This window comes from Photobacterium japonica, from assembly GCF_050337005.1.
Lineage (GTDB): Bacteria > Pseudomonadota > Gammaproteobacteria > Enterobacterales > Vibrionaceae > Photobacterium > Photobacterium japonica.
In genome coordinates this window covers 82,987-102,363 of sequence record NZ_JAKJSN010000016.1, presented here as the reverse complement: position 1 = coordinate 102,363, position 19,377 = coordinate 82,987, and the positions used below count along the sequence as shown (strand labels likewise).

The 19,377-nt window shown below is 51.4% G+C and carries 15 protein-coding genes; 6 read left to right on the top strand and 9 right to left on the bottom strand.

Annotation, left to right across the window (positions count from 1 at the left end; genetic code table 11):
- Positions 1 to 80 precede the first annotated feature (80 nt).
- A complete protein-coding gene (locus L4C36_RS07320) occupies positions 81 to 620 on the top strand; it encodes a hypothetical protein (protein ID WP_428477141.1) in 540 nt (179 codons plus the stop codon).
- 76 nt (positions 621 to 696) lie between these two features.
- Here the strand turns inward: L4C36_RS07320 and L4C36_RS07315 are convergent, their stop codons facing one another.
- Positions 697 to 2,985, bottom strand: a complete 2,289-nt coding sequence (locus L4C36_RS07315; protein ID WP_428477140.1) for a peptidase associated/transthyretin-like domain-containing protein — start codon at positions 2,983 to 2,985, stop codon at positions 697 to 699.
- Between the two features lie 49 nt (positions 2,986 to 3,034).
- On the opposite strand from L4C36_RS07315, the gene L4C36_RS07310 reads away from it, so the two are divergent.
- From L4C36_RS07310 to L4C36_RS07300, 3 genes are all read left to right on the top strand, one after another.
- The gene (locus tag L4C36_RS07310; RefSeq protein WP_428477139.1) at positions 3,035 to 3,367 is read left to right on the top strand and encodes a hypothetical protein; all 333 of its coding nucleotides are present in this window, start codon (positions 3,035 to 3,037) and stop codon (positions 3,365 to 3,367) included.
- A 191-nt stretch (positions 3,368 to 3,558) separates the two neighbouring features.
- The gene (locus L4C36_RS07305) at positions 3,559 to 4,341 is read left to right on the top strand and encodes an efflux RND transporter periplasmic adaptor subunit (RefSeq protein ID WP_428477138.1); all 783 of its coding nucleotides are present in this window, start codon (positions 3,559 to 3,561) and stop codon (positions 4,339 to 4,341) included.
- Positions 4,338 to 7,451 carry an efflux RND transporter permease subunit gene (locus tag L4C36_RS07300; RefSeq protein ID WP_428477137.1) on the top strand — a complete coding sequence of 1,038 codons (3,114 nt, stop codon included), beginning with the start codon at positions 4,338 to 4,340 and terminating at the stop codon, positions 7,449 to 7,451. Before L4C36_RS07305 ends, L4C36_RS07300 begins: the two co-directional genes overlap by 4 nt.
- Before the next feature lie 120 nt (positions 7,452 to 7,571).
- Here the strand turns inward: L4C36_RS07300 and L4C36_RS07295 are convergent, their stop codons facing one another.
- The 6 genes from L4C36_RS07295 to L4C36_RS07270 all read right to left on the bottom strand — a co-directional run bounded on the left by L4C36_RS07295 (position 7,572) and on the right by L4C36_RS07270 (position 14,424).
- Entirely contained in the window at positions 7,572 to 8,396 is an 825-nt protein-coding gene (locus tag L4C36_RS07295) for an enoyl-CoA hydratase/isomerase family protein (protein WP_428477136.1), read from the bottom strand.
- 291 nt (positions 8,397 to 8,687) lie between these two features.
- Positions 8,688 to 9,611 carry an EamA family transporter gene (locus L4C36_RS07290; RefSeq protein ID WP_428477135.1) on the bottom strand — a complete coding sequence of 308 codons (924 nt, stop codon included), beginning with the start codon at positions 9,609 to 9,611 and terminating at the stop codon, positions 8,688 to 8,690.
- Positions 9,612 to 9,698: 87 nt separating this feature from the next.
- A complete protein-coding gene (phnR, locus tag L4C36_RS07285; RefSeq protein ID WP_428477134.1) occupies positions 9,699 to 10,403 on the bottom strand; it encodes a phosphonate utilization transcriptional regulator PhnR in 705 nt (234 codons plus the stop codon).
- Between the two features lie 9 nt (positions 10,404 to 10,412).
- Entirely contained in the window at positions 10,413 to 12,170 is a 1,758-nt protein-coding gene (locus L4C36_RS07280) for a putative 2-aminoethylphosphonate ABC transporter permease subunit (RefSeq protein ID WP_428477133.1), read from the bottom strand.
- Positions 12,171 to 12,179: 9 nt separating this feature from the next.
- Positions 12,180 to 13,286 carry a putative 2-aminoethylphosphonate ABC transporter ATP-binding protein gene (locus L4C36_RS07275; RefSeq protein WP_428477132.1) on the bottom strand — a complete coding sequence of 369 codons (1,107 nt, stop codon included), beginning with the start codon at positions 13,284 to 13,286 and terminating at the stop codon, positions 12,180 to 12,182.
- A gap of 130 nt (positions 13,287 to 13,416) precedes the next feature.
- Positions 13,417 to 14,424 (bottom strand): putative 2-aminoethylphosphonate ABC transporter substrate-binding protein, encoded by a 1,008-nt coding sequence (locus tag L4C36_RS07270; RefSeq protein ID WP_428477131.1) that lies wholly within the window; start codon positions 14,422 to 14,424, stop codon positions 13,417 to 13,419.
- A gap of 259 nt (positions 14,425 to 14,683) precedes the next feature.
- On the opposite strand from L4C36_RS07270, the gene phnW reads away from it, so the two are divergent.
- Both phnW and phnX read left to right on the top strand, forming a co-directional pair.
- Complete coding sequence (gene phnW / locus L4C36_RS07265; RefSeq protein WP_428477130.1) at positions 14,684 to 15,811, top strand: 2-aminoethylphosphonate--pyruvate transaminase; 1,128 nt, start codon at positions 14,684 to 14,686, stop codon at positions 15,809 to 15,811.
- 42 nt (positions 15,812 to 15,853) lie between these two features.
- Positions 15,854 to 16,672, top strand: coding sequence for a phosphonoacetaldehyde hydrolase (gene phnX, locus L4C36_RS07260; protein WP_428477155.1), 819 nt, complete (start codon positions 15,854 to 15,856; stop codon positions 16,670 to 16,672).
- Between the two features lie 97 nt (positions 16,673 to 16,769).
- On the opposite strand, the gene L4C36_RS07255 is transcribed toward phnX, so the two are convergent.
- Together L4C36_RS07255 and L4C36_RS07250 are read right to left on the bottom strand one after the other, a co-directional pair.
- A complete protein-coding gene (locus L4C36_RS07255; protein ID WP_428477129.1) occupies positions 16,770 to 18,404 on the bottom strand; it encodes an FGGY-family carbohydrate kinase in 1,635 nt (544 codons plus the stop codon).
- An 11-nt stretch (positions 18,405 to 18,415) separates the two neighbouring features.
- Positions 18,416 to 19,375 carry an ABC transporter permease gene (locus L4C36_RS07250; protein ID WP_428477128.1) on the bottom strand — a complete coding sequence of 320 codons (960 nt, stop codon included), beginning with the start codon at positions 19,373 to 19,375 and terminating at the stop codon, positions 18,416 to 18,418.
- Positions 19,376 to 19,377 lie beyond the last annotated feature (2 nt).

The window sequence follows — 19,377 nt, the reverse complement described above, 5'->3', positions numbered from 1 at the left end:
CAGGTTGATAGGTTTGTAGATTCTGGCCTCAATCGTTATGTCTATGGCCATTTATCAAAGCAATGATAAAGGGAAGTAAAATGAAAAAAACAATACTTGTTGTCCTGTGTAGTTTCGCCTTAACCGCCTGTTCGACCATGCAGCCACCGAGGTATGCCAGCTCGGTTGATAATGTCATTAAGCTAAAAGAGTTTGATGGTGCAAAAGCACAGGTGACGTCACTTACGCAAACCGCAGAATTTAGTGCAACTTGTCGTTTGATGGGGCCAATTGAACCTGCTGATGGTCTGACTATTCCTGAGTTCATTACCAAGGCGATCAACGATGAGTTCAAGATGGCGAGTATTTATCATGCCGATGGCCATGCCATTACCGGTGACATTAAAAATATCGAATTCTCTTCGTCATCAGGCTTAACCAATGGGTATTGGGACATCGGCGTTATTTTGAATTCATCGAATGGCCAGTCTCTTGAAGCGAGCAATAAATACACATTCAAAAGTGGTTTTGATGCTGTCACGGCTTGTAATGCGACGGCAGATGCGCTGACTCCCGCAGTTCAAGACCTGATTAAAATGGCCATTAACCACCCTGATTTTTCCAAGTTGATTGTAAACTAGAAAAACAGAACCAGAGCCAGAAAACGTTAACGCCCAAGTGATCCTTGGGCGTTTTTTGCCTGATGGTGTGTCGAGACTAGCGTCGTGGTAACGCAATATGGTGGGACGATGTTTCCGTGTTGTGATTGACCCATTGACGTACGGATTGATATCCCGGTGCTGACACGTCGATATCATAGCTGCCTTGTGGCAAGGTCATGCCTGCTTGATAACTCGGTCTGATATTCATGATCCGCACTTTTATATGGGGGGCATTACTGGTTACCGTAAACGGTAATGGACCCGTATGTGTCGCCGGTGTTGTTGTGTTGCCATATAAGGAGGCCATGATGAGATTGTCCCATTGGGTCAATGAGGGTTGAAGATGGCGATCAAAGGCAGGGATCACTGCCAAGTGATTTTCTAACGTCGCCCCCAGAGGTTGCACTAACGGTTGTGTGTGCAGTACCCACTTCAGGGCAATGGAGCTGACAGGTGACACTGTGTCATCAAACTGCTCAAGGAAATATGAAACCGCAGAGCGTTGTTCGGTGAACTTTGAACTACCGACCAATACTGGGCTGATCATCATCAAGGCGATTAAGCCAGCCGTGATCAGTTGATGGTTGCGCTTCTCGACGGGGGTGACAGGGGTATCATAGTGTACTAACTGCCACAATTTGAGCGGCAATTTGATGATGGTGAGTAAAATCAGCAATAGGGACAATGACATGGAAATCGGCGGTACGATGATTGAACGTAGTGCGGCTTTCCCATCCTCAGCAAAAGGACGTCCATCGGCGAATTGGGCGCTGGCTGACTGAATGTAAGTGAGCCAGTATTTGCGCTCGCGATCAATGTTAACTTTCACCACATGCTGATAGAACTGGCGTTTGTTCCAGTCAGACAGGATCGGCTTGACGTAATAACGCTCACCCATTTCAGCTTCAATCTTCCCTTGAATATCCGGATGCACCTGAAAAGCGGTCCAACTCTTATTCGGGGATAAATCCATTCCGCTTTGGTTGACTTGTTGTTGCCATGCCGTGTTTGCCTGCTGGCGAACGGACAGTTCTACCGCTTGTTTAAACGCAGAGACTTGATGGATGCGCCATTGGGGAGAGAGTGTGACTCCTTCATGACTCATTTTGTCGCGGATGGTATTGGCGGTGGCCACATGGTTACGGAAAGTCTGGTTAGAGGTAATAAACAGCGGATATCCCGTTTTCTGTTTGAATTTATCGTTCCATAAAGCCAAAATTTTGGGTTGATAGTCTGACGGATCGTTTGTGTAGTAATACTGCACATCTTTTTCACCGGCATCGCCAGCCGCAATTTCTACGGCCGCTAATAATGCGGATAAGCCCAGCGTCATCATGGTTTCTTTAACCGATGTTTCCCCTCGGGTACGGTTTATTCTTTCAATTAACCAGTAATCCATGTCTCGGTAAGGAAGCTGTGCTTGTCGCAGACCATACTGATATTTCTTTTCGATTTTAGCGAGACAGCTTTCAAGGCGATGGCCAGAAGAGCGCTTGTTACATTGATTGCGAGCGTCTAACAGTTCATACAATTGGGGCGCAAATTTGTCTGCGATGTGGCCAGCCTGTTTTTCATAGGCTCGGTGTGCTGATTGGTAGTCTTGCCAGCCTTGTTGGATCTGTTGGTTGGCGTCATCCCACGCAGTGTTGGCTCGACGATTCGCAGAGGCCATTGTTCTGTTGTATTCCGTACTGCCACGGTGATAGTCCGCCCATGCTTCTCTGACTTCGGTGCGCAGCGTGACATAGCGAGCATAATCGTGATCAAACTGACGACCTGCGTGGTTGGTGATGTAGCGATCTAAAATAGCGTGTTTTTGGGTCGAAACATGATCGATGAAATCATCTTGCGCGAAAATCAGTCCACCAATCATGGTCAGGAAGGTCATTTCTGTCGCGGAATTCGACCGGTTGGGATCGTAAGGTATGCCTTGGATCTCTACGGCATTGACCGCCAAGCCCGACCGTAAAACGGAAGAGAAAAAGGCATCTTGGCGTGCTTGCGGGGTGGATGGATGAATTAAAAACGTATCGACAGCCCATTTCTGCCCCCAAAAGACGGTGGGCCATACAACAGCTGCAATTAAGGCAAAGTGGCAAAGGGTATGCGTTGTCGTGCGTACCCAGCGTCCTTTTAATAGAACATCCGCCACTAAGAGCGTAACCCCGATCCCTGACATCGTACGGCCAAATAATTCAATGACATGTAGTAGGTGTTGATCATTACGACCGTTACCTGCGACATCCACCAAGGTGGCATTAAAAATGATTTCAGGAATGAGATAGAGTAGAGAGAGGCTGAAAAGCAATATCGCGAGCCAACGCGGCTTATTGAGACGTTTCATCAATGTGTACGCTTAAGAATGAGGGACAGTGATTTGAATAGGTTTGAGCATGACGTCAAAATCACCGTCATCAACAATCGTGGGTGGCATGGTCACTCGGATGGGTTTAGGCGCATTCTTTAACGGTGTTGCTGTGGGCGTTTTGTCAACGGCACTGGATGAACGCGTGTGCGATGGGGTATTGGGCCTTTCTGAAGAGGATGGCGTTGTCGCACAACCCACTAATAGTATGGCAGTCATGAGCAGCGTACATAGACGAATGCGCGTAAGAAGTATGTTCATAAAAATACGGAAAAAGAATGGGTTAGAAGAAAGAGCGCCGAAAGTAGCATTAAAACGTAATGTGAACAATGACAATAAGGGGAAACGCTTGTTAATTTAAATCGGTATCTCCTATCACCTCTCTCCTTTCCCCTCTCGTCGTCTTGTGCTTATAACCCTCTTCGACATTTTATCCACTTTTCCTTGTTTACACTGGTTGCTGATGGCAGGCCTATTGCCTAGTACCCATAGACCACCAATAGCCATGTTGTCTTTTCCTGATAACAATCCATTACAACCAAGGAAATCCCCATGAAAAAAGCATTGTCGCTGCTTACGTTGTGCCTGATCTCGGCAGGGGCGTTTGCGGATAATTATATTGTTGGCAAGTTAGCGCCAGAAAAACAGGTAGAAGTGCGCAGTGAAGTCAGCGGCATTGTGGATACCTACCATGTTGATACTGGCGATGCTGTTAAACAGGGCACGCCATTACTGTCTATTTCGCAGCAGGATTACACCTTGGAAGCCGATTTGGCCAAATATGACATGGCGGTCAAAAAGGCTGAGCGCGATATGCAGGAAAAACAGCTTATCCGCTATCAATCCCTTTTTAAAAAACACGGGATCTCGGAAGGGGATTATGAAAACCAATTGCGCCTGACCCATATCAGCCGGGCTGAACAACAGCGCAGCCAAACCCAGTATGCGATTGCGCAGCGTACGCTCACCAAAGCCACGCCGAATGTACCGTTTGACGGCGTTGTCGCCTTGCGCGCTGTAGAAGTAGGGCAGTTTATTTCGGTGGGCGACGCCCTTTATACTCTTGCGGATATTCATACATTGAAAGTGCGTTTTCATTTGCTGGAAAGTGATTTTGACCCGTTCCATAAAGGCGATACGGTGCAGGTGACCATTCCGGCTGATGCGCAAACCGTGACAGGGACAGTGTCATTGTTTTCACCGGTAATGGCAGACAATGATCCGGGCTTTTTAGTGGAAGTGACCATTGATAATGCCCAGCAGCAGTGGCTACCGGGTATGGAAGCTTACGTGCATGTGAATGAGCACACGCCAACGGCCGAGGCGGGTCAATGAATACCTTATTAAACCTACTGTTTACCCGAAAATATGCCGCCAAGCTGCTGACACTGTTAATCATCGGTATCGGTGCGTGGACGGCTTACCACCTGCCATTGGCGGAAAAGCCCCGTTTTGATATGCGTGAAGGCAATATCGTGACCCAGTATCCAGGGGCAACGGCGCTGGATGTGGAAAGCAACGTCACCAGTAAGTTGGAAAAAGAGTTGCTGTCGATTTCCGGTATCAAACAGTTTACCTCAACCTCGGAAAATGGCCGATCGGATATTGCTTTTGAACTCGATAGTCAGGTTACGGATCCGAATGCGGTTTATCAGGATGTGCGAGATGCCATCACCCGCGTTTCGGATCTACCCAGCGGTGTAACCGATGCGCCAACCTTGTCGATCAAAAAATCCTACAGTTTGGATTTTATGGTGGTGGGCATTGCCGGTGACGTACCGTATGCCACCTTGCGCGACAAAGCGAAAAACCTTGAGTTGGCATTGCGTCGCGTGCCCGGGATTGGCGAAGTACATCCGATCGATTTACGCGATCCGGAGTTTTTGATCCAGCTTGAACCGATTTCACTCAAGCGTTATGGCTTCACACTGGATGAAGTCGCCAGCATTATTGCCGAGCGCAATGCATTGATCAGTGGCGGTCGCTTGGAAGCGTTGAAAGACAATCCGGAATTGATCACCGCTGCCGAGTTGAACAGCTTGCAGACGCTGCGCGAGATGTTCATTGGATTCAGTCCGAATTTGCAACTGCAAGACGTTGCCGGTGAGATTGCGGCGGGTTTTGAAAAAGGAGCGTCCTACGGGTCGATTAACGGCAAGCAAAGTATTTTGTTTGATTTGCGCACCAATGAAAGTGCTGATGTGATTGCTACCTCAAAGGCGGTAAAAACCTTATTGGCGCAACAAGAAACCCAGTTAGGGGATACCTACACGTTAGCCATTGGTTCTGATTTATCGGCGGACATTCAAGAAAAAGCCAACATTGTACAGAGTAACGGCTTGATGGGCTTGGCCTTGGTGTTGGCGACGTTGGCCTTGTTCTTAAACAAACGTATTGCGTTCTGGGTGGCGATTTCGATTCCGGTGTGTATTTTTGGCACCTTGGCGGTATTGCCACATTTTGGCCAGATCCTCGATGTGTTTACCTTGTCAGCCCTGATTTTGATTATCGGGATCATCGTTGATGATGCGGTGGTGGTGAGTGACAAAATTGTCTCGCTGGTGGAAGAAGGCTATGAATTTGACCGCGCGGTGATTGACGGGGTGAAAAGCGTATTCCCGGCAGTGGTCGCAAGTATTATGTCGACCATGGTGGCCTTCATTCCGTTGCTGTTCTTTCCGGGGAACAGCGGAAAAATGATGTACGTGATCCCGCTGACGGTGATCATCGCACTGTGCTTCTCATTCATTGATGCCTTGATTTTTATTCCGGCCCATCTCAAAGGCGTGTTGAAAAAAGGCGTGTTGAAAAAAGGCCACGGCTTAAAAGTAAATCCAGATTCAAAGTCAGATTTAAAGCCTGATTCAAAGGCAGGCCAAGGCGGTCAGTTTACGCTGATTAATCGAGGTATTGCCGCTGCGATTGGGCAATACAAATGGGTGTTGCCGGGCGCCATCATTGTGGTGGTGGTGATGGGGGCGGTATCGTTGAAAAACATCAGCTACCTGTTTTATCCCACCGACGGCGCGTACCTGATTGAAGTCAGTGCCGAGGCGAACCCAGAGCTGGCGTTGGATGATGTGTGGCAACAAACCCAAGCGTTAGAGACGCTGTTTGCACAGACGCCAGAAGTGGCGTATTGGTTCGGGGAGATTGGCTCCCCCAATAGCACATGGGTGCTGTCGTTAACGCCAGCTAATGATCGTACCCGCAGCGCTGAAGTGATAGTGGCGGACTGGGAAACGCGCATGGAAGGCATGACGGGATTAAGCCAAGTCGAGTTTGATATCGATGGCGGTGGCCCGCCCGTAGGGCGTCCGATTGACTTGCGCATTGTCGGGGGGACCGATGCGGGGCGTGAACAATTGGCGGATGACGTCGCCGCCACGTTACGTACCTTACCGGGCACCACGCGCGTCAAACGGGATGTGAACGAGCCAGCCCCACAGATTGAAGTGGCGTTGCAACACCGTTGGCTGACGTATTACGGGATCAGTGCCACGCAAGTGGGTGACATTATTCAATACGCCATTGAAGGGCAACGTGTGACGCGTATTTTCAATGGTAAAGAAGAAGTCCATTTCCGTGTCACCTTGGAAGAGAACGACAAGTCACTGGCTGAGTTGGATCAGATCCGCGTCCGGGCGAAAGATGGGCAATTAGTCCCTCTGAATAAACTGGTGCGCTGGACGTGGCGTGACACGGTCGCGCAAGTTGACCACTTTAACGGTGAGCGAGTGATCCGTGTGTCGGCAGGGTTAGATGCCAGCGTGACCGATCCGCTGACGGTGTTTGAACAGGTGCAGACAGCTTTTGCCCGTGACAATCTGGCGGAAGGGAAAGATTACGCAGGCGCGCGTATTGTGCCAATGGGGCAGATATTGGAAACGCAGGAAGCGCAGTCCGGTTTTACGGTCGCGATTGCGGTGGCGCTGATTGGCATTGCGTTGATTCTGTTGCTGCTGTTCGACAACGTGTTGGAATCACTGATTGTGCTGGCGGTGATCCCGTTTGGTATTGGCGGCGCGTTATTTGTTCTGTTCCTGCATAACCAAGTGCTGAGTTTCTTTTCAATTATCGGCATGATTGCGCTGATTGGGATCATGGTGAACAACAGCTTGGTGCTGATATGGCATTTGAAAGATACCGCGCACGAGCGTGCGGCCTTAGGTTGGGTGGCGTTTGTCATCAAAGGCACGCAAAGCCGCGTGCGCGCCATTAGCCTGACAACCATCACCACGGTCGCGGGGCTGATCCCATTGGCGTATGGCTTAGGCGGTTATGATAACTACATGTCGCCGATGGCGCTCGTAGTGGGCTGGGGATGTGTGATTTCCTGGGTGGTGACATTGACTGTTATCCCGTCGCTGTATTTGTGGGTGATGAAAGGACGTTCTCCTGACCAAGTGGCTGCACCGTCACATCCGCAGGATCCTGCTTATTAACGGGGCCAAAACAAGCCGTTGATACGGGCTTTTTCAACCGAAAAACCGCTGATGACGTTATCGCTATCAGCGGTTTTTTTAGGTTTGTTCTATGCGGTTAGCCGCGTTTATTACTACAGCTTATTTCGACAATTCGGCCGCCGTATCGACAAAGATCCCTTGAATATCTTTGGCTTCACGCTCGGTTTGACCACCATGTTTTAAGAACGCCTCAATGATGCTGGCCGTCTTTTGCTCTTTGGCGCGCTCCAAGAAGTAGCGCAGTTCTAGCTCGGCGCCTGCATTTTCATCGACGATAGAGGTCGTGACAATGTCTTTGTACATCACGATATCACGCACTTCTAATGTGCTGATTACACCCAGAGTGGCCGCAAGAAAAGCGTCCATCTCGGCTTTAGGTACATACTGGGTAATGATGTTCAATTGCTCTGCTTGTTGTGCGGTGAAATCGTTGCCCAGTAGCAGTGCCTGTAGTGCTTTGTTTTTTCCCATACGGCGAGCAAACTGCACTGCACCTTGACCGCCGGTTGGGATGTTGACATGAATTTCTGGCTGTGCAAACGCGGCGTTTTCGGTGCCGTAGGCCAAATCACACGCCATCACAAATTCGTTACCGCCCCCACGCGCCACACCATCTACCAGCGCAACAGACAGTTGTTTCATCGCTTTGATATTGGCAATCATGTGGTTGAACTCAATCGAGGCGGCTTGACCGCCTTGTGTCCCGTTGATCACGTTCAGATCCAAATGCGCTAAGAAGAAGGTCTCATGCAGGGATTTGAATACCACGATTTTGGTGTCGCGGTCATCTTTCAGCGACAGTACAAACGCATTGATAGCGTTGATTAAATCACTGGTGATCACATTCACTGGCGGGTTGTTGATCGCCACTGTCGCAATGCCGTTGTGGTGAGTGATAGCAAGCAAGTTTGATTGAGCGTTCATAGTGGTATTCCTTATGGGGTGGGACATCAGTAAAAGGCCGTGTCCTCGTTGTGTGTGATTACTATAGGTCTGGAATACGCCAAGATAAATGAACGAATCGGCACATTATTGGTGCCATGAATGCACCAATACTATGGCCCTATTGGTGATGCGGTGAATACAGAGCGATGCGTGGTGTGATTGAACCTGTGAGCGAGCATGTAAGAGAACGATGAAAAAGAGGGGGGAGCTTGTGCGGTGAGTGACTGCCATGTTGTAGATGACGTATTGTGAATGATGTGTCGAGAGTCGCTACAAGGTCAGCAGGATGCCACCCAATATTGCGGCGACACCGACGCCCCGTGTGATGTACCATTTTTCCTTGAGGAACAGGGTGCCCATGATCAAGCCGACCACGATACTGAACTGGCGTAAGGCGACAATCAGGCTGACGTTGTCGGTCATGGTCATGGCAAACAGCACTAAGCCGTACGTCATGGCCATCATGCTGCCGGCAAGGGTGGCATTGCGTCGCAGCTGCCAGGTTTGTGCCAGTATCGCGGTGTGGTGTCCACGCGTCCGTTGAATACCGGCATAAACCGCAATCCCCAGCAGTAAGGGCAGTACCATCGCCCAAAACTGCATGCCTAAGTAAAATAGGGCAGAGAGGGGATCACTGATGAGGGTGTGTACCAGCTCAGTCAATAACGCCATGGCCGCTTTGTCGACCACCGAATAGCCGGTGGTCCCCAGCGCGGCAATCAATGCCCAACCAACGCCTAAGTTGCAGTAGGCCGCGCGGGAGAGCTGGCGAAAGCTGCTCAGTGGCACTATCAAGCAGCCAATGGTGATCAAGACAAACCCCAGCCATTGCAGATTATCTAATGACAGGCCAAGCCAGCGGGTGATCCCACCGACCATTAAGACGGGTAAGGCTCGAGCAATGGGGTAGATCAGGCCAATGTCACCGTGTTGATAAGCGACCAATAACCCCACTAAATAGATCAGCTGGCAAAGGCCGCTGATCAGCAATAATTGCCAGAACGCAGGCGATAACGTGTCCCAACCAATCGTGAACAGATACCACAACAAAAAAGGCGAGAGCAGCAATGCCGCCGAGCCACTGGCGGCCAGTGAAAAGGCCACGCCAGATCCCGTATTACGTTTGCCGAGCAAGTTCCAACTGGCGTGGATCACGGCGGAGAGGAGTACTAAAACAATCGCCAACAGTGTCATACAGCATCCCTGACTGAGTGAGGCCTATTTTTCTTATGGTGTGTGGTGATGGTGTGGTTATGGCGTCGCTATTGGGCAGAACGCGCGTTAGCGTACGAGGGTCGCGAACGACTCAATACTGATGGCATCGTGACGCCAGTATTCAATATCACAATCAATTAATTCACCGTGTTGGTTATAGTTGACGCGCTCTACTACCATGGCCGGCGTGCCTGACGTGGCACGTAAGGCTTGTGCGATGTCACCCAGCAAGGTGCTGGTGGTGATGCGATAACGAATGGACTGATACACCATGCCGTAATGCTCACGGTAGATATCCGTTAGCGAGGTGGTGAGATCATGCGCCAACAAATCAGGAAAGTGTTCCGGGCGAATGTAGTGAGTGACATACACCACCGGACGGCTTTCCAAATAGCGCACGCGATCCACCTGATACACAGTGGAAAACGGCGGTAAATCCAGTAGTTGCGCTGCGTGTTTGTTGGCGACTGTGTTATGCGCAGACAACAGCACCGTGTTCGGGGTGCGTTGTTGTGCCAGCGCCATATTGGTGAAATTTAAGGTCTGGCTCGGATCGTAACGCAGGGGCGGTGGCGAGATAAACCAGCCGCGGCGGTCTTCGCGATAAAGACGGCCTTCGGCTTCCAGCAGTGACAACGCTTCACGCAAGGTCACACGCGTGGTGTCGAACGATTCGGCTAACTTGCGCTCTGCCGGTAGCTTTTCCCGAGGCGACAGTTGCCCCGTTTCAATTTGCTCGACAATCGCATCTTTGATCTTTACGTATTGCACACGGTGTCCTTATTTTTTACGCCACGCTTGGGTACGGTTTTCTAACAGTTTGCCAAGGGTCAGTTGCACGATTTTCGCGGTAGCCGCCGACATCATGATCATGACCGCCATAGCGGCTGCCGCGCCAGTTTGACCAGCATCGTCCATATTCAAGACAGACACCGAGGCCGGAATGGTATCGGTGGAATAGAGAAATATTACCGCAGATGTGGTGGTTAATGCATTAACAAACAGATAGGTAGCGATATCTAAAATAGCCGGTAAGCACACTGGCACCGTCACTTTAACAAACAGTTTGTATTGCGGCAGTTTGATGGCTGCGGCGGTGGCTTCAATTTCAGCCGGCAATTGTTTCAGGGCGGTCAGTGCCGTCATGTGGCCGACGGTGTAGTAATGCACCACAGTGTTCACCACCAAAAAGGCCATGGTGCCATACAGCACATTCAGCGGGTTGTTGGTATCGTTGAAATAGAAGATATAGCCCAAGCCCAGCACCATGCCCGGTACGGCCATCGGGATCACGCTGATCACTTGCATCACTTGACGAATAGGGGCAAACGCACGGCCTTTTTCCATGCTGTAGGCGCCGATGAAAATCACCACAGTACCGATCAGAGCCGTCCATCCCGCCATGGTCAGGGAGTTCATGTAGGGCAGCCAGCCGTAGGTACTGATTTCGGCAAAGTTGTAGTTATTTAGGGTCAGGGCTTTGTTCCATGGCCAGAACGTCACGAGGGAGCCGTATACCGCCATGCCCAACACGGCGAGAACGGCCACGGCAATCACAGAGCAATAGAGTAAACACAGGCCATCACGCACAGGGTGTGGCGCGGGTTGATAAGGCACGGAGTGGGAATCAAACAGGTTTTGCTGTTTGCGCTGTACCCAACGGTTCGCGGTGAAGGCCAGTATCGCCGGGCAGAGCAAAATCAAACTGGCGACGGCCCCCATGGCAAAGTTCTGCTGACCGACGACTTGCTTAAAAATGTCGGTGGCCAACACGTTATAACTGCCGCCAATGACTTTCGGGACACCAAAGTCGGTGATCACCAGCGTGAAAACCACAATCAGGGCGCTGATCAGACCAAATTTTGCCGCCGGTAATGTGACGATGAAAAAGGTTTTGAGCGGCGAGGTTTTCAACACACGCGCCGCTTCATACAAACGGGCATCGGAGGTGCGCAGCGAGGTGGTAAGGATCATCAAGGCGTGTGGAAATGTCCAGAAAATCAGCCCGAGTGAGATACCGATCATGCCGTAAACGGAGTGGTCGCCTAACACGTCTTTGGCGACCCCCTGATTGCCGAACAAGAAAATTAGACTGATTGCCGGCAGCAGTGACGGGGCCAGTATCGGTGCCGTGCCGAGAATGTGAAACAGCCCTTTGCAAGGCATGCAGGAACGGGTTAAGGCGAACGCATAGCCAAAGGCCAGCACACCCACCATGGTGGTGACCAGTATGCCGACGGTGAACGTATTGCCCATGGAGTGCCACAAACTGGCCGATGAAAAGTAATGGGTAAAGTTGGCCAGCCCGACAAACTCCCCGTCAGTGTTTTGCACGCTTTTGCTCAGCATGGCCCACAGTGGCATCAGGATGAAGAGGATCATCAGCATGGCGAGTCCCGTCAGCAGCGCAAACAACACCAGATTATCGCGGCTAAGACGGTTAACCCAAGATTGGGCCTGTTGTTGCAAACGACGGGCGGTGGGCGTTGTCGTTGCTGCTGCGTTGCTGTTGGCAATGCGGGTAGAAAGGGTATTCATGGTCTGTCCTTACGCGGCACGGGTGTGATGAACGGCGGGCATGTCATAGCCACGCAGGCCTTGTTCGGCGAACTGGATATAGCGGATATCACCCGGTCGCAGGTTCAGGGCCTGTACGGTGTCGACACTCACATCCACGCGAATGGGTTTGGCACGGTTGTCGTTGTGCAACTGGCAGTCGACCCGGTAGAACGCCCCCAAAAATTCGGTGGCCAGAATGCGTACCGGCAGCGAGCGATTAAAGCTGTCGACAAAGCGAATATTTTCCGGACGGGCGGCCAAATCAAAATGGTCACCGCGAGCAATGGTGCGGTTGTCTAGTGTCGGTGCCGGTAACAAAGATTCGGCAATGCGGATTTGTTGATCGCTGGTGGCGGACGCGGCAATGAAATTCATGCTGCCGACAAACTCAGCCACAAAACGGGTGGTTGGTTGTTGGTAAATCTCTTGTGGGGTACCCACTTGCTCAATCACGCCGTGGTTCATGACCACAATGCGATCGGCCATGGACAAGGCTTCATCCTGATCGTGCGTCACCATGATGGTGGTGATCCCCAATTGGCGCTGTAAACGGCAGATTTCATTCCGCAAATGCACGCGCACTTTGGCATCCAGTGCTGACAGCGGTTCATCCAGCAATAACAGCCCCGGTGACAGCGCCAGTGCGCGGGCTAACGCGACACGTTGCTGTTGGCCGCCAGACAGTTGATTCGGGTATTTGTTGCCCGAGGTCGGCAGGCCAATCGTCTCCAGCCAGTGCTCGACTTTCAGCAAGGCGTTTTGGGTCGACATGCCTTGGTTTTTCAGGCCAATGGCAATGTTCTCTTCCACTGTCAGGTTCGGCAAAAGGGCATAGGATTGAAAGACAATGCCAAAGTCCCGTTTTTCCGGTGGCAGAAACGTGGTCTCTTGCTCGTTTTGGTAAATCGCACCGGAGGTCGGTAAATCCAAACCAGCAATGGCACGTAACAGGGTGGTTTTTCCGCAGCCGGAAGGGCCAAGAAAACAAACAAACTCGCCTTTTTCGATCGCCAGCGAGATCTGTTTCAGCGCCGTGAACGAGCCAAACTGTTTCACAACCTGCTCAATCTGCAAATAAGGGGGAGGGGGGGTCATGCGCAATACTCCATTTGGTATAGACCAAATTTATCGAGGTTATATTTCAGGTCAATGACACATTTGTAGCGTGTCGATGACAAATGTGCCGATGGTGCATGTAGCGACGGTAGATGTGGCCACGAACATGTTATGACTGTGGCTCTGATTTTCCCTCAAACTTGGCCGCCCACGTAGCCAGTACGTGGGCGCGATCGCTGCCCATCTTGGCGAAATCCATCGTTGCCATAGCCTCTTCCACATCTGGGTAGTGAGACACCGTGGAAGACACCGCTTTGTGGGCCACCACCGGGTAAGACTCGACATACAACTCATTGGCGGCTTGTGAGACAGACCAATTGACCACGCGCTTGGCCGCGTCAGAGGCTTTCACCAAGCCGACCGCCTCCGATTCCCAGCCGATGCCTTTCGGGGTGATGATCGCCAGTGGTGCGCCTTGGGCTTTCAGCTTCGCGCCTCGTACCGCCATTGAGATGCCAATGGCCACTTCGCCCATGGCCGCCTGCACACAGGGTTTAGACCCCGAATGGGTGTAATGGGCGATGTTCTTGTCCAATTGCTGCATGTATTGCCAGCCTTCCGTTTCCCCTAAGGTGTTCAACCACGCAAAAACCTGCATATACCCCGTGCCGGAAGAGGCGGGGTTCGGCATGGCGATATGGCCTTGGTACACCGGTTGGATCAAGTCATCCCACGACGTTGGGGTCGGCAGGTTGTGTTGTTTGGCGACGGCCTCATTGAAGCAAATGGCATTGAAGTAGGCATCATTGCCAAACCAAGCTGGATTGGATTGCGGGTCGTTCAGTGCTGGGCGCAGGTGTTCAATTCCCTTCGGTGTGTACGGCTTGAGGATCCCCGCGTCTTTGATCAGTGCCATGGAAGAGCCTGATAAGCCCCATACCACTTCAGCGCGCGGGTTGTTTTTTTCCGCCAGTAATCGGGCTGTCATGATGCCTGTTGAGTCACGTACCCACTTGATGGTGATATCCGGATTAGCACGTTCAAAGGCCGTTTTGTATTTGGCCAGAATGTCGGTTTCAAACGCGGTATATACCGTCACTTCCTGTGCCGCAAAGGCCTGCGTTGCCATCAGRGAAACCAGTGCCGCCAGTGATCCTTTCATTACACGGTTTTTCATCAACTTCTCCAGAATAATTCATATTGGTCTGTACCAAATATGCTGATTACCCTAAAGCGTGACTGTGACGATTCCGTGAACGAAAAATGGCAATTTGACGATGAATAAATCGGTGTTAGCGGGCGATTAACCCATGAGGTGGCCAAAAATGAAGCTTTTGTGAATTTCACTGTGCCCCCATTTACGGCGTGATTTTTCTGCTGGTACAGTAAATGCGTTTCTGGTGTAGACCAATTTAATTTTCTTGATGGATGACATGATGAAAAATGCTTATTTGCTGTTAACGCCTGGCCCGCTATCGACGTCTGAAACCGTACGTAGTGCGATGTTGAAAGACTGGTGTACGTGGGATGACGATTACAACAAAGCGATTGTGGAAGTGATCCGCGACAAGTTGGTGGCGTTAGCCACGCAGCAACCGGGTTATACCAGCGTGTTAATGCAAGGCAGCGGCACCGCGTCAGTGGAAGCGACGTTGGGCAGTGCCATTGGCGAAAACGGTAAACTGCTGGTGGTCGATAACGGTGTTTACGGTGCGCGTATGGCAGAAATTGCCCAGTACCTGCGTATTCCATGCCAGACCGTGGCCTCGGGCGAAACGGCACAGCCAAACGTAGACGACGTGGCAGCGGCACTGGCAGCTGACCCAAGCATCACCCATGTGGCGATGGTGCACTGTGAAACAACCACCGGCATGCTCAATCCCATCGCAGACGTGGCAGCCTTAGCGAAACAACACGGCAAAGTGATGATTCTGGATGCGATGTCGAGCTTTGGCGGGATCCCGATGGACATTGGCGAGTTGGATATCGATTTTATGATCAGCTCCGCCAACAAATGCATTCAGGGCGTACCGGGCTTTGGCTTTGTGATTGCCAAGCGCGAGGCGTTGGCGGCGTGTGAAGGCCAAGCGCGCTCATTGAGTTTAGATTTGTACGCACAGTGGGCGTGCATGGAAGCCAACCACGGTAAATGGCGTTTCACCTCACCGACACATACCGTGCGCGCGTTTTATCAGGCGCTGTTGGAGTTGGAACAAGAAGGTGGCATTGCTGCGCGTCATACACGTTATCAAACTAACCAGCGCACCTTGGTGGCGGGTATGCGTGAATTGGGTTTCACGCCGTTGCTGGATGAGGCGTTACATTCACCGATCATCACCTCGTTTTATTCGCCGACAGACAGTGACTATCAGTTCAGTGATTTTTATGCGCGTTTAAAAGCAGAAGGATTTGTGATTTATCCGGGCAAAGTCTCGAGTGCGGATTGTTTCCGTATCGGCAACATTGGTGACGTGTATCCCGCTGATATTGAACGCTTGTTAGTGGCGATTCGCGGCGCGATGTACTGGCAGACACAAGACATTGACACCGCCGTACTGGCATAACACACATTGACGCAACAAGGGATCAGTACTATGAGCAATACCATGACGACGACATCTTCTGTACAAGCGGTGATTTTTGACTGGGCCGGCACCATTGTGGATTTCGGCTCGTTTGCCCCCACCACGATTTTCGTGGAAGCCTTTAAGCAAGGTTTTGATTTTGACATTTCGCTGGAAGAATCCCGCGTACCAATGGGCGTGGCCAAGCGGGATCACATCCAGGCGGTCGGCCGTTTACCGGAGGTGGAAAAACGTTGGCTGGCCCAGTTTGGCCGTGCCATGACGTCTGAGGATATCGATGCGATTTACGCCGCGTTCATGCCACTGCAAAAGGCCAAAGTGGCGGATCACGCCACGCCGATTTTGAATGCCATTGCTGTGGTGAGCGATCTGAAAGCACAAGGGATCAAAATTGGCTCTTGTTCGGGCTATCCACGAGAAGTGATGGATGTGTTGATCCCGGTGGCGGCGGATTATGGTTACCAGCCGGATTACATTGTGGCGACCGATGATTTGCCGCAAGGTGGCCGTCCTGCGCCTTTCATGGCACTGAAAAACGTGATTGAACTGGGCGTGACAAATGTGAATGCGTGTATCAAAGTGGATGATTCCGCGCCGGGGATTTATGAAGGCCACAATGCGGGCATGTGGACGGTAGGTTTACTGCTGTCGGGCAACGAAGCCGGACTGACAGAAGCGGAATTCCTTGCTGCCGATGAGGCCACACTAGACGCTGCCCGTGAAAAAGCCCGTGCGACCTTGATAAAAAGCGCCCCGCATTATTTGATTGATACTATCAATGATTTGCCAGACGTAGTGGCCGATGTGGAACGCCGACTGGCCGCGGGTGAGCGTCCATAACTATCGACGTGTCTCGTGAATAGGCCATTGTGAACGTCAACACGCAGTAAAAAAGTAAAGCCCAGCGATTGCTGGGCTTTGTTCTATTCAGTGGGTCTTAAAAGTCAGCCATTAAGCGTTTGTACTCGGCATCATCTTCGTACATTTTGTGGAAGATTTGGTATTTCGCGTCGTAGAAGCGCTTAATCTTCTCGGTTTGTGGCATCACGCTCTTGCTGATGCGGCTCATTGCGTTCATCGCATCTGGAATATCGCTGTAGAAGTTCGCGGCCACCGAGCCGAGCATGGCCGATCCCAATAAGACCGCTTCGCTTTCTTCCGGTAGCAAAATTATACAGGCCGTGGCGTTGGCATGCTCTTGCAAGAAGACGCTGTTTTTCGTGCCGCCGCCACACGCCATGATGGTGTCAATCTCATAGCCGGCGTCATTCATCACCTCGATAATGTGGCGGGTACCCAACGCAATGCCTTGAATGGTTGCCAGGTAGTGCAGCGCCATGTCATCCAGTGTTTTCGACATTTTCAGCCCCGTCATAGTACCCGTCAGGTGGGCATTAGCACGCGGTGAACGGTTACCGTGGAAGTACGGCAGTACATGGATGTCTTTGGTCAAAAACGCGATATCTTCTTTGCTGCCCGCCAGTTGCAACAGGCGTTCGTTCAGGATCTGGTAAACCGTGATGCCTTGCTTGTGTGCTTGCTCTTTGGCGCTCTCGTACATCGGGTGCGACGTAATGATATGGTCAATGAGCGCGCCTGTTGCCGACTGGCCGCCTTCGTTCAGCCAATAACCCGGGATCATCGCACTGTAGTACGCGCCCCACACCCCGTCGATAAAACGGGCGGTTTTTGATGCCGCCATGTGGCACGATGAGGTTCCACCAATCAGGGCTAAACGTTTATTGAAATCGGCTTTTTCACCGGTCATACCTGCTGCACCCAGCACACCGATGCCGCCTGCGTGCGCATCAATGATGGAGGTGCCGACCGCCGTGCCCGGCATCAAGCCCAAATCGTCAGCGGCGTGCGGTGTCAGGCCGTTACCGACCGGTTGACCCATCGGCAGAATGCGATCACCAATGGATTGGGCATTGTTTTCGAGCAAATCTTCCAAGCCAATGCGTTCAAAGAAGCTCTTATCCCACTTACCTTCATGGCCGGAATAGGTCCACTTACACACGGTGGAACACAGTGAACGGCTGGCATCAAAGGTGGCTTTCCAGGTCAGGAAATCCGGCAAATCAAAGAAGTAACCGGCTTTTGACCAGGTGTTTGGCATGTTTTGTTTGAGCCACAACAGTTTCGGCGTCTGCATTTCCGGTGAAATACGGTTACCGACATAGGTCAGCACCGGGTGCTGGGTTTTGTTGATGCGATCGGCTTGGGTAATGGCACGGTGATCCATCCACATCACAATGTTTTGTTCACTGCGACCGGTTGGGCTCACGGTCAATGGCTGGCCGTTTTTATCGAGTACTACCAATGAACAGGTGGCATCAAAACCGATCCCTTTGACCTGAATCGGGTCGATATTTGCTTGTGAAACGGCGTCTTTGACGGCCAGACACACGCACTGCCAAATGTTGTCAGAAGACTGTTCAACAAAATCGGCCTGTGGCTTGAACATCAAGGTGTCGCGTTTGGCTTCACCCACTTTACGGCCTTCAGCATCAAAGACCCCAGCACGTGCGCTGCCACTGCCAACATCAACGCCAATGAAATAAATAGTCATAGTCTTCCCCGTTACGCCTTATTTTTTTGTAAGAAGATAAATAGGATCAAGATGCCGCCCCAAAGCGCCATGGTGAGATAACTGCTCACACCCAGCAGGTTTAGACCACTTTCCAGTGTCTGTAGAACGATAAGTGCCAGACCGATACCCATGATGCGGCCAAAGCCCCCGTCAGGATTAATGCCGCCTAATACAGAAGCCAAAATCGCAATCAGCAGGTAGGACTCACCGTAGCCCGCCTTGGCGGAGTTAAACTTGGCCATCATGACGATAGCGGCGACCCAGCACAGCATGGATGAAATCACGTATACATACAGGGTGGCTTTTTGCGTGTTGATACCGGAAAAGCGTGTGGCTTTCTCGTTCGAGCCCATCAGGTAAATCGTACGACCAAGCGGCGTATGTTCCAGTAGCGCCCATAGCCCGATAGCGAACGCCACGAACAGGATCAATGGTGTCGGAATACCCATCAGTGAGCCATTCCCTAGCACCTGTAGCGCTTCAGGGAAACCGGAAATCACGCTACCGCCAGACATCAGCACGTTCAGGCCGTTAATAAGGGTCATCATACCCAGTGTCGCCAGAATCGGGGATACCCCTACGTAGGCGATAAGCGCGCCATTGAGCAAGCCCACCACAACGGCAGTCATCAGACCGCCAGCGAGTGCGAGGATCAGCATCATTATGCTGTCCGGTGCTTGAGTAATGATGCTGGCCATGACCAAGCTACAGGCGTTGGTGGTGGCAATGATTGAGAGGTTAATCCCGCCCGTCAGCATACACACGGCCATAGCGAGCGCCAGCAAGCCTAGCAGCGGCATCTGCGAAGACATCGACTGTAAGTTGTCGACAGAGAAGAAGGCTTGGCCGCTGGAGAGCGCCATGATGGCTAAAATGCCCACCAAAATTACCAGTAAATAACGAATGTTTTTGTCTGTTGGTAGTTTCAAACTATTGAGAACGTGTTCCATCG

Bases quoted from the DNA above. Each gene is read 5' to 3' on its own strand.
- L4C36_RS07300 (WP_428477137.1), top strand. From the start codon at position 4,338: ATGAATACCTTATTAAACCTACTGTTTACCCGAAAATATGCCGCCAAG.
- L4C36_RS07290 (WP_428477135.1), bottom strand. From the start codon at position 9,611: ATGACACTGTTGGCGATTGTTTTAGTACTCCTCTCCGCCGTGATCCAC.
- phnW (WP_428477130.1), top strand. From the start codon at position 14,684: ATGAAAAATGCTTATTTGCTGTTAACGCCTGGCCCGCTATCGACGTCT.
- L4C36_RS07295 (WP_428477136.1), bottom strand. From the start codon at position 8,396: ATGAACGCTCAATCAAACTTGCTTGCTATCACTCACCACAACGGCATT.
- L4C36_RS07280 (WP_428477133.1), bottom strand. From the start codon at position 12,170: ATGAATACCCTTTCTACCCGCATTGCCAACAGCAACGCAGCAGCAACG.
- L4C36_RS07305 (WP_428477138.1), top strand. From the start codon at position 3,559: ATGAAAAAAGCATTGTCGCTGCTTACGTTGTGCCTGATCTCGGCAGGG.
- L4C36_RS07250 (WP_428477128.1), bottom strand. From the start codon at position 19,375: ATGGAACACGTTCTCAATAGTTTGAAACTACCAACAGACAAAAACATT.
- L4C36_RS07275 (WP_428477132.1), bottom strand. From the start codon at position 13,286: ATGACCCCCCCTCCCCCTTATTTGCAGATTGAGCAGGTTGTGAAACAG.
- L4C36_RS07255 (WP_428477129.1), bottom strand. From the start codon at position 18,404: ATGACTATTTATTTCATTGGCGTTGATGTTGGCAGTGGCAGCGCACGT.
- phnX (WP_428477155.1), top strand. From the start codon at position 15,854: ATGACGACGACATCTTCTGTACAAGCGGTGATTTTTGACTGGGCCGGC.
- L4C36_RS07310 (WP_428477139.1), top strand. From the start codon at position 3,035: ATGACGTCAAAATCACCGTCATCAACAATCGTGGGTGGCATGGTCACT.
- L4C36_RS07315 (WP_428477140.1), bottom strand. From the start codon at position 2,985: ATGAAACGTCTCAATAAGCCGCGTTGGCTCGCGATATTGCTTTTCAGC.
- L4C36_RS07320 (WP_428477141.1), top strand. From the start codon at position 81: ATGAAAAAAACAATACTTGTTGTCCTGTGTAGTTTCGCCTTAACCGCC.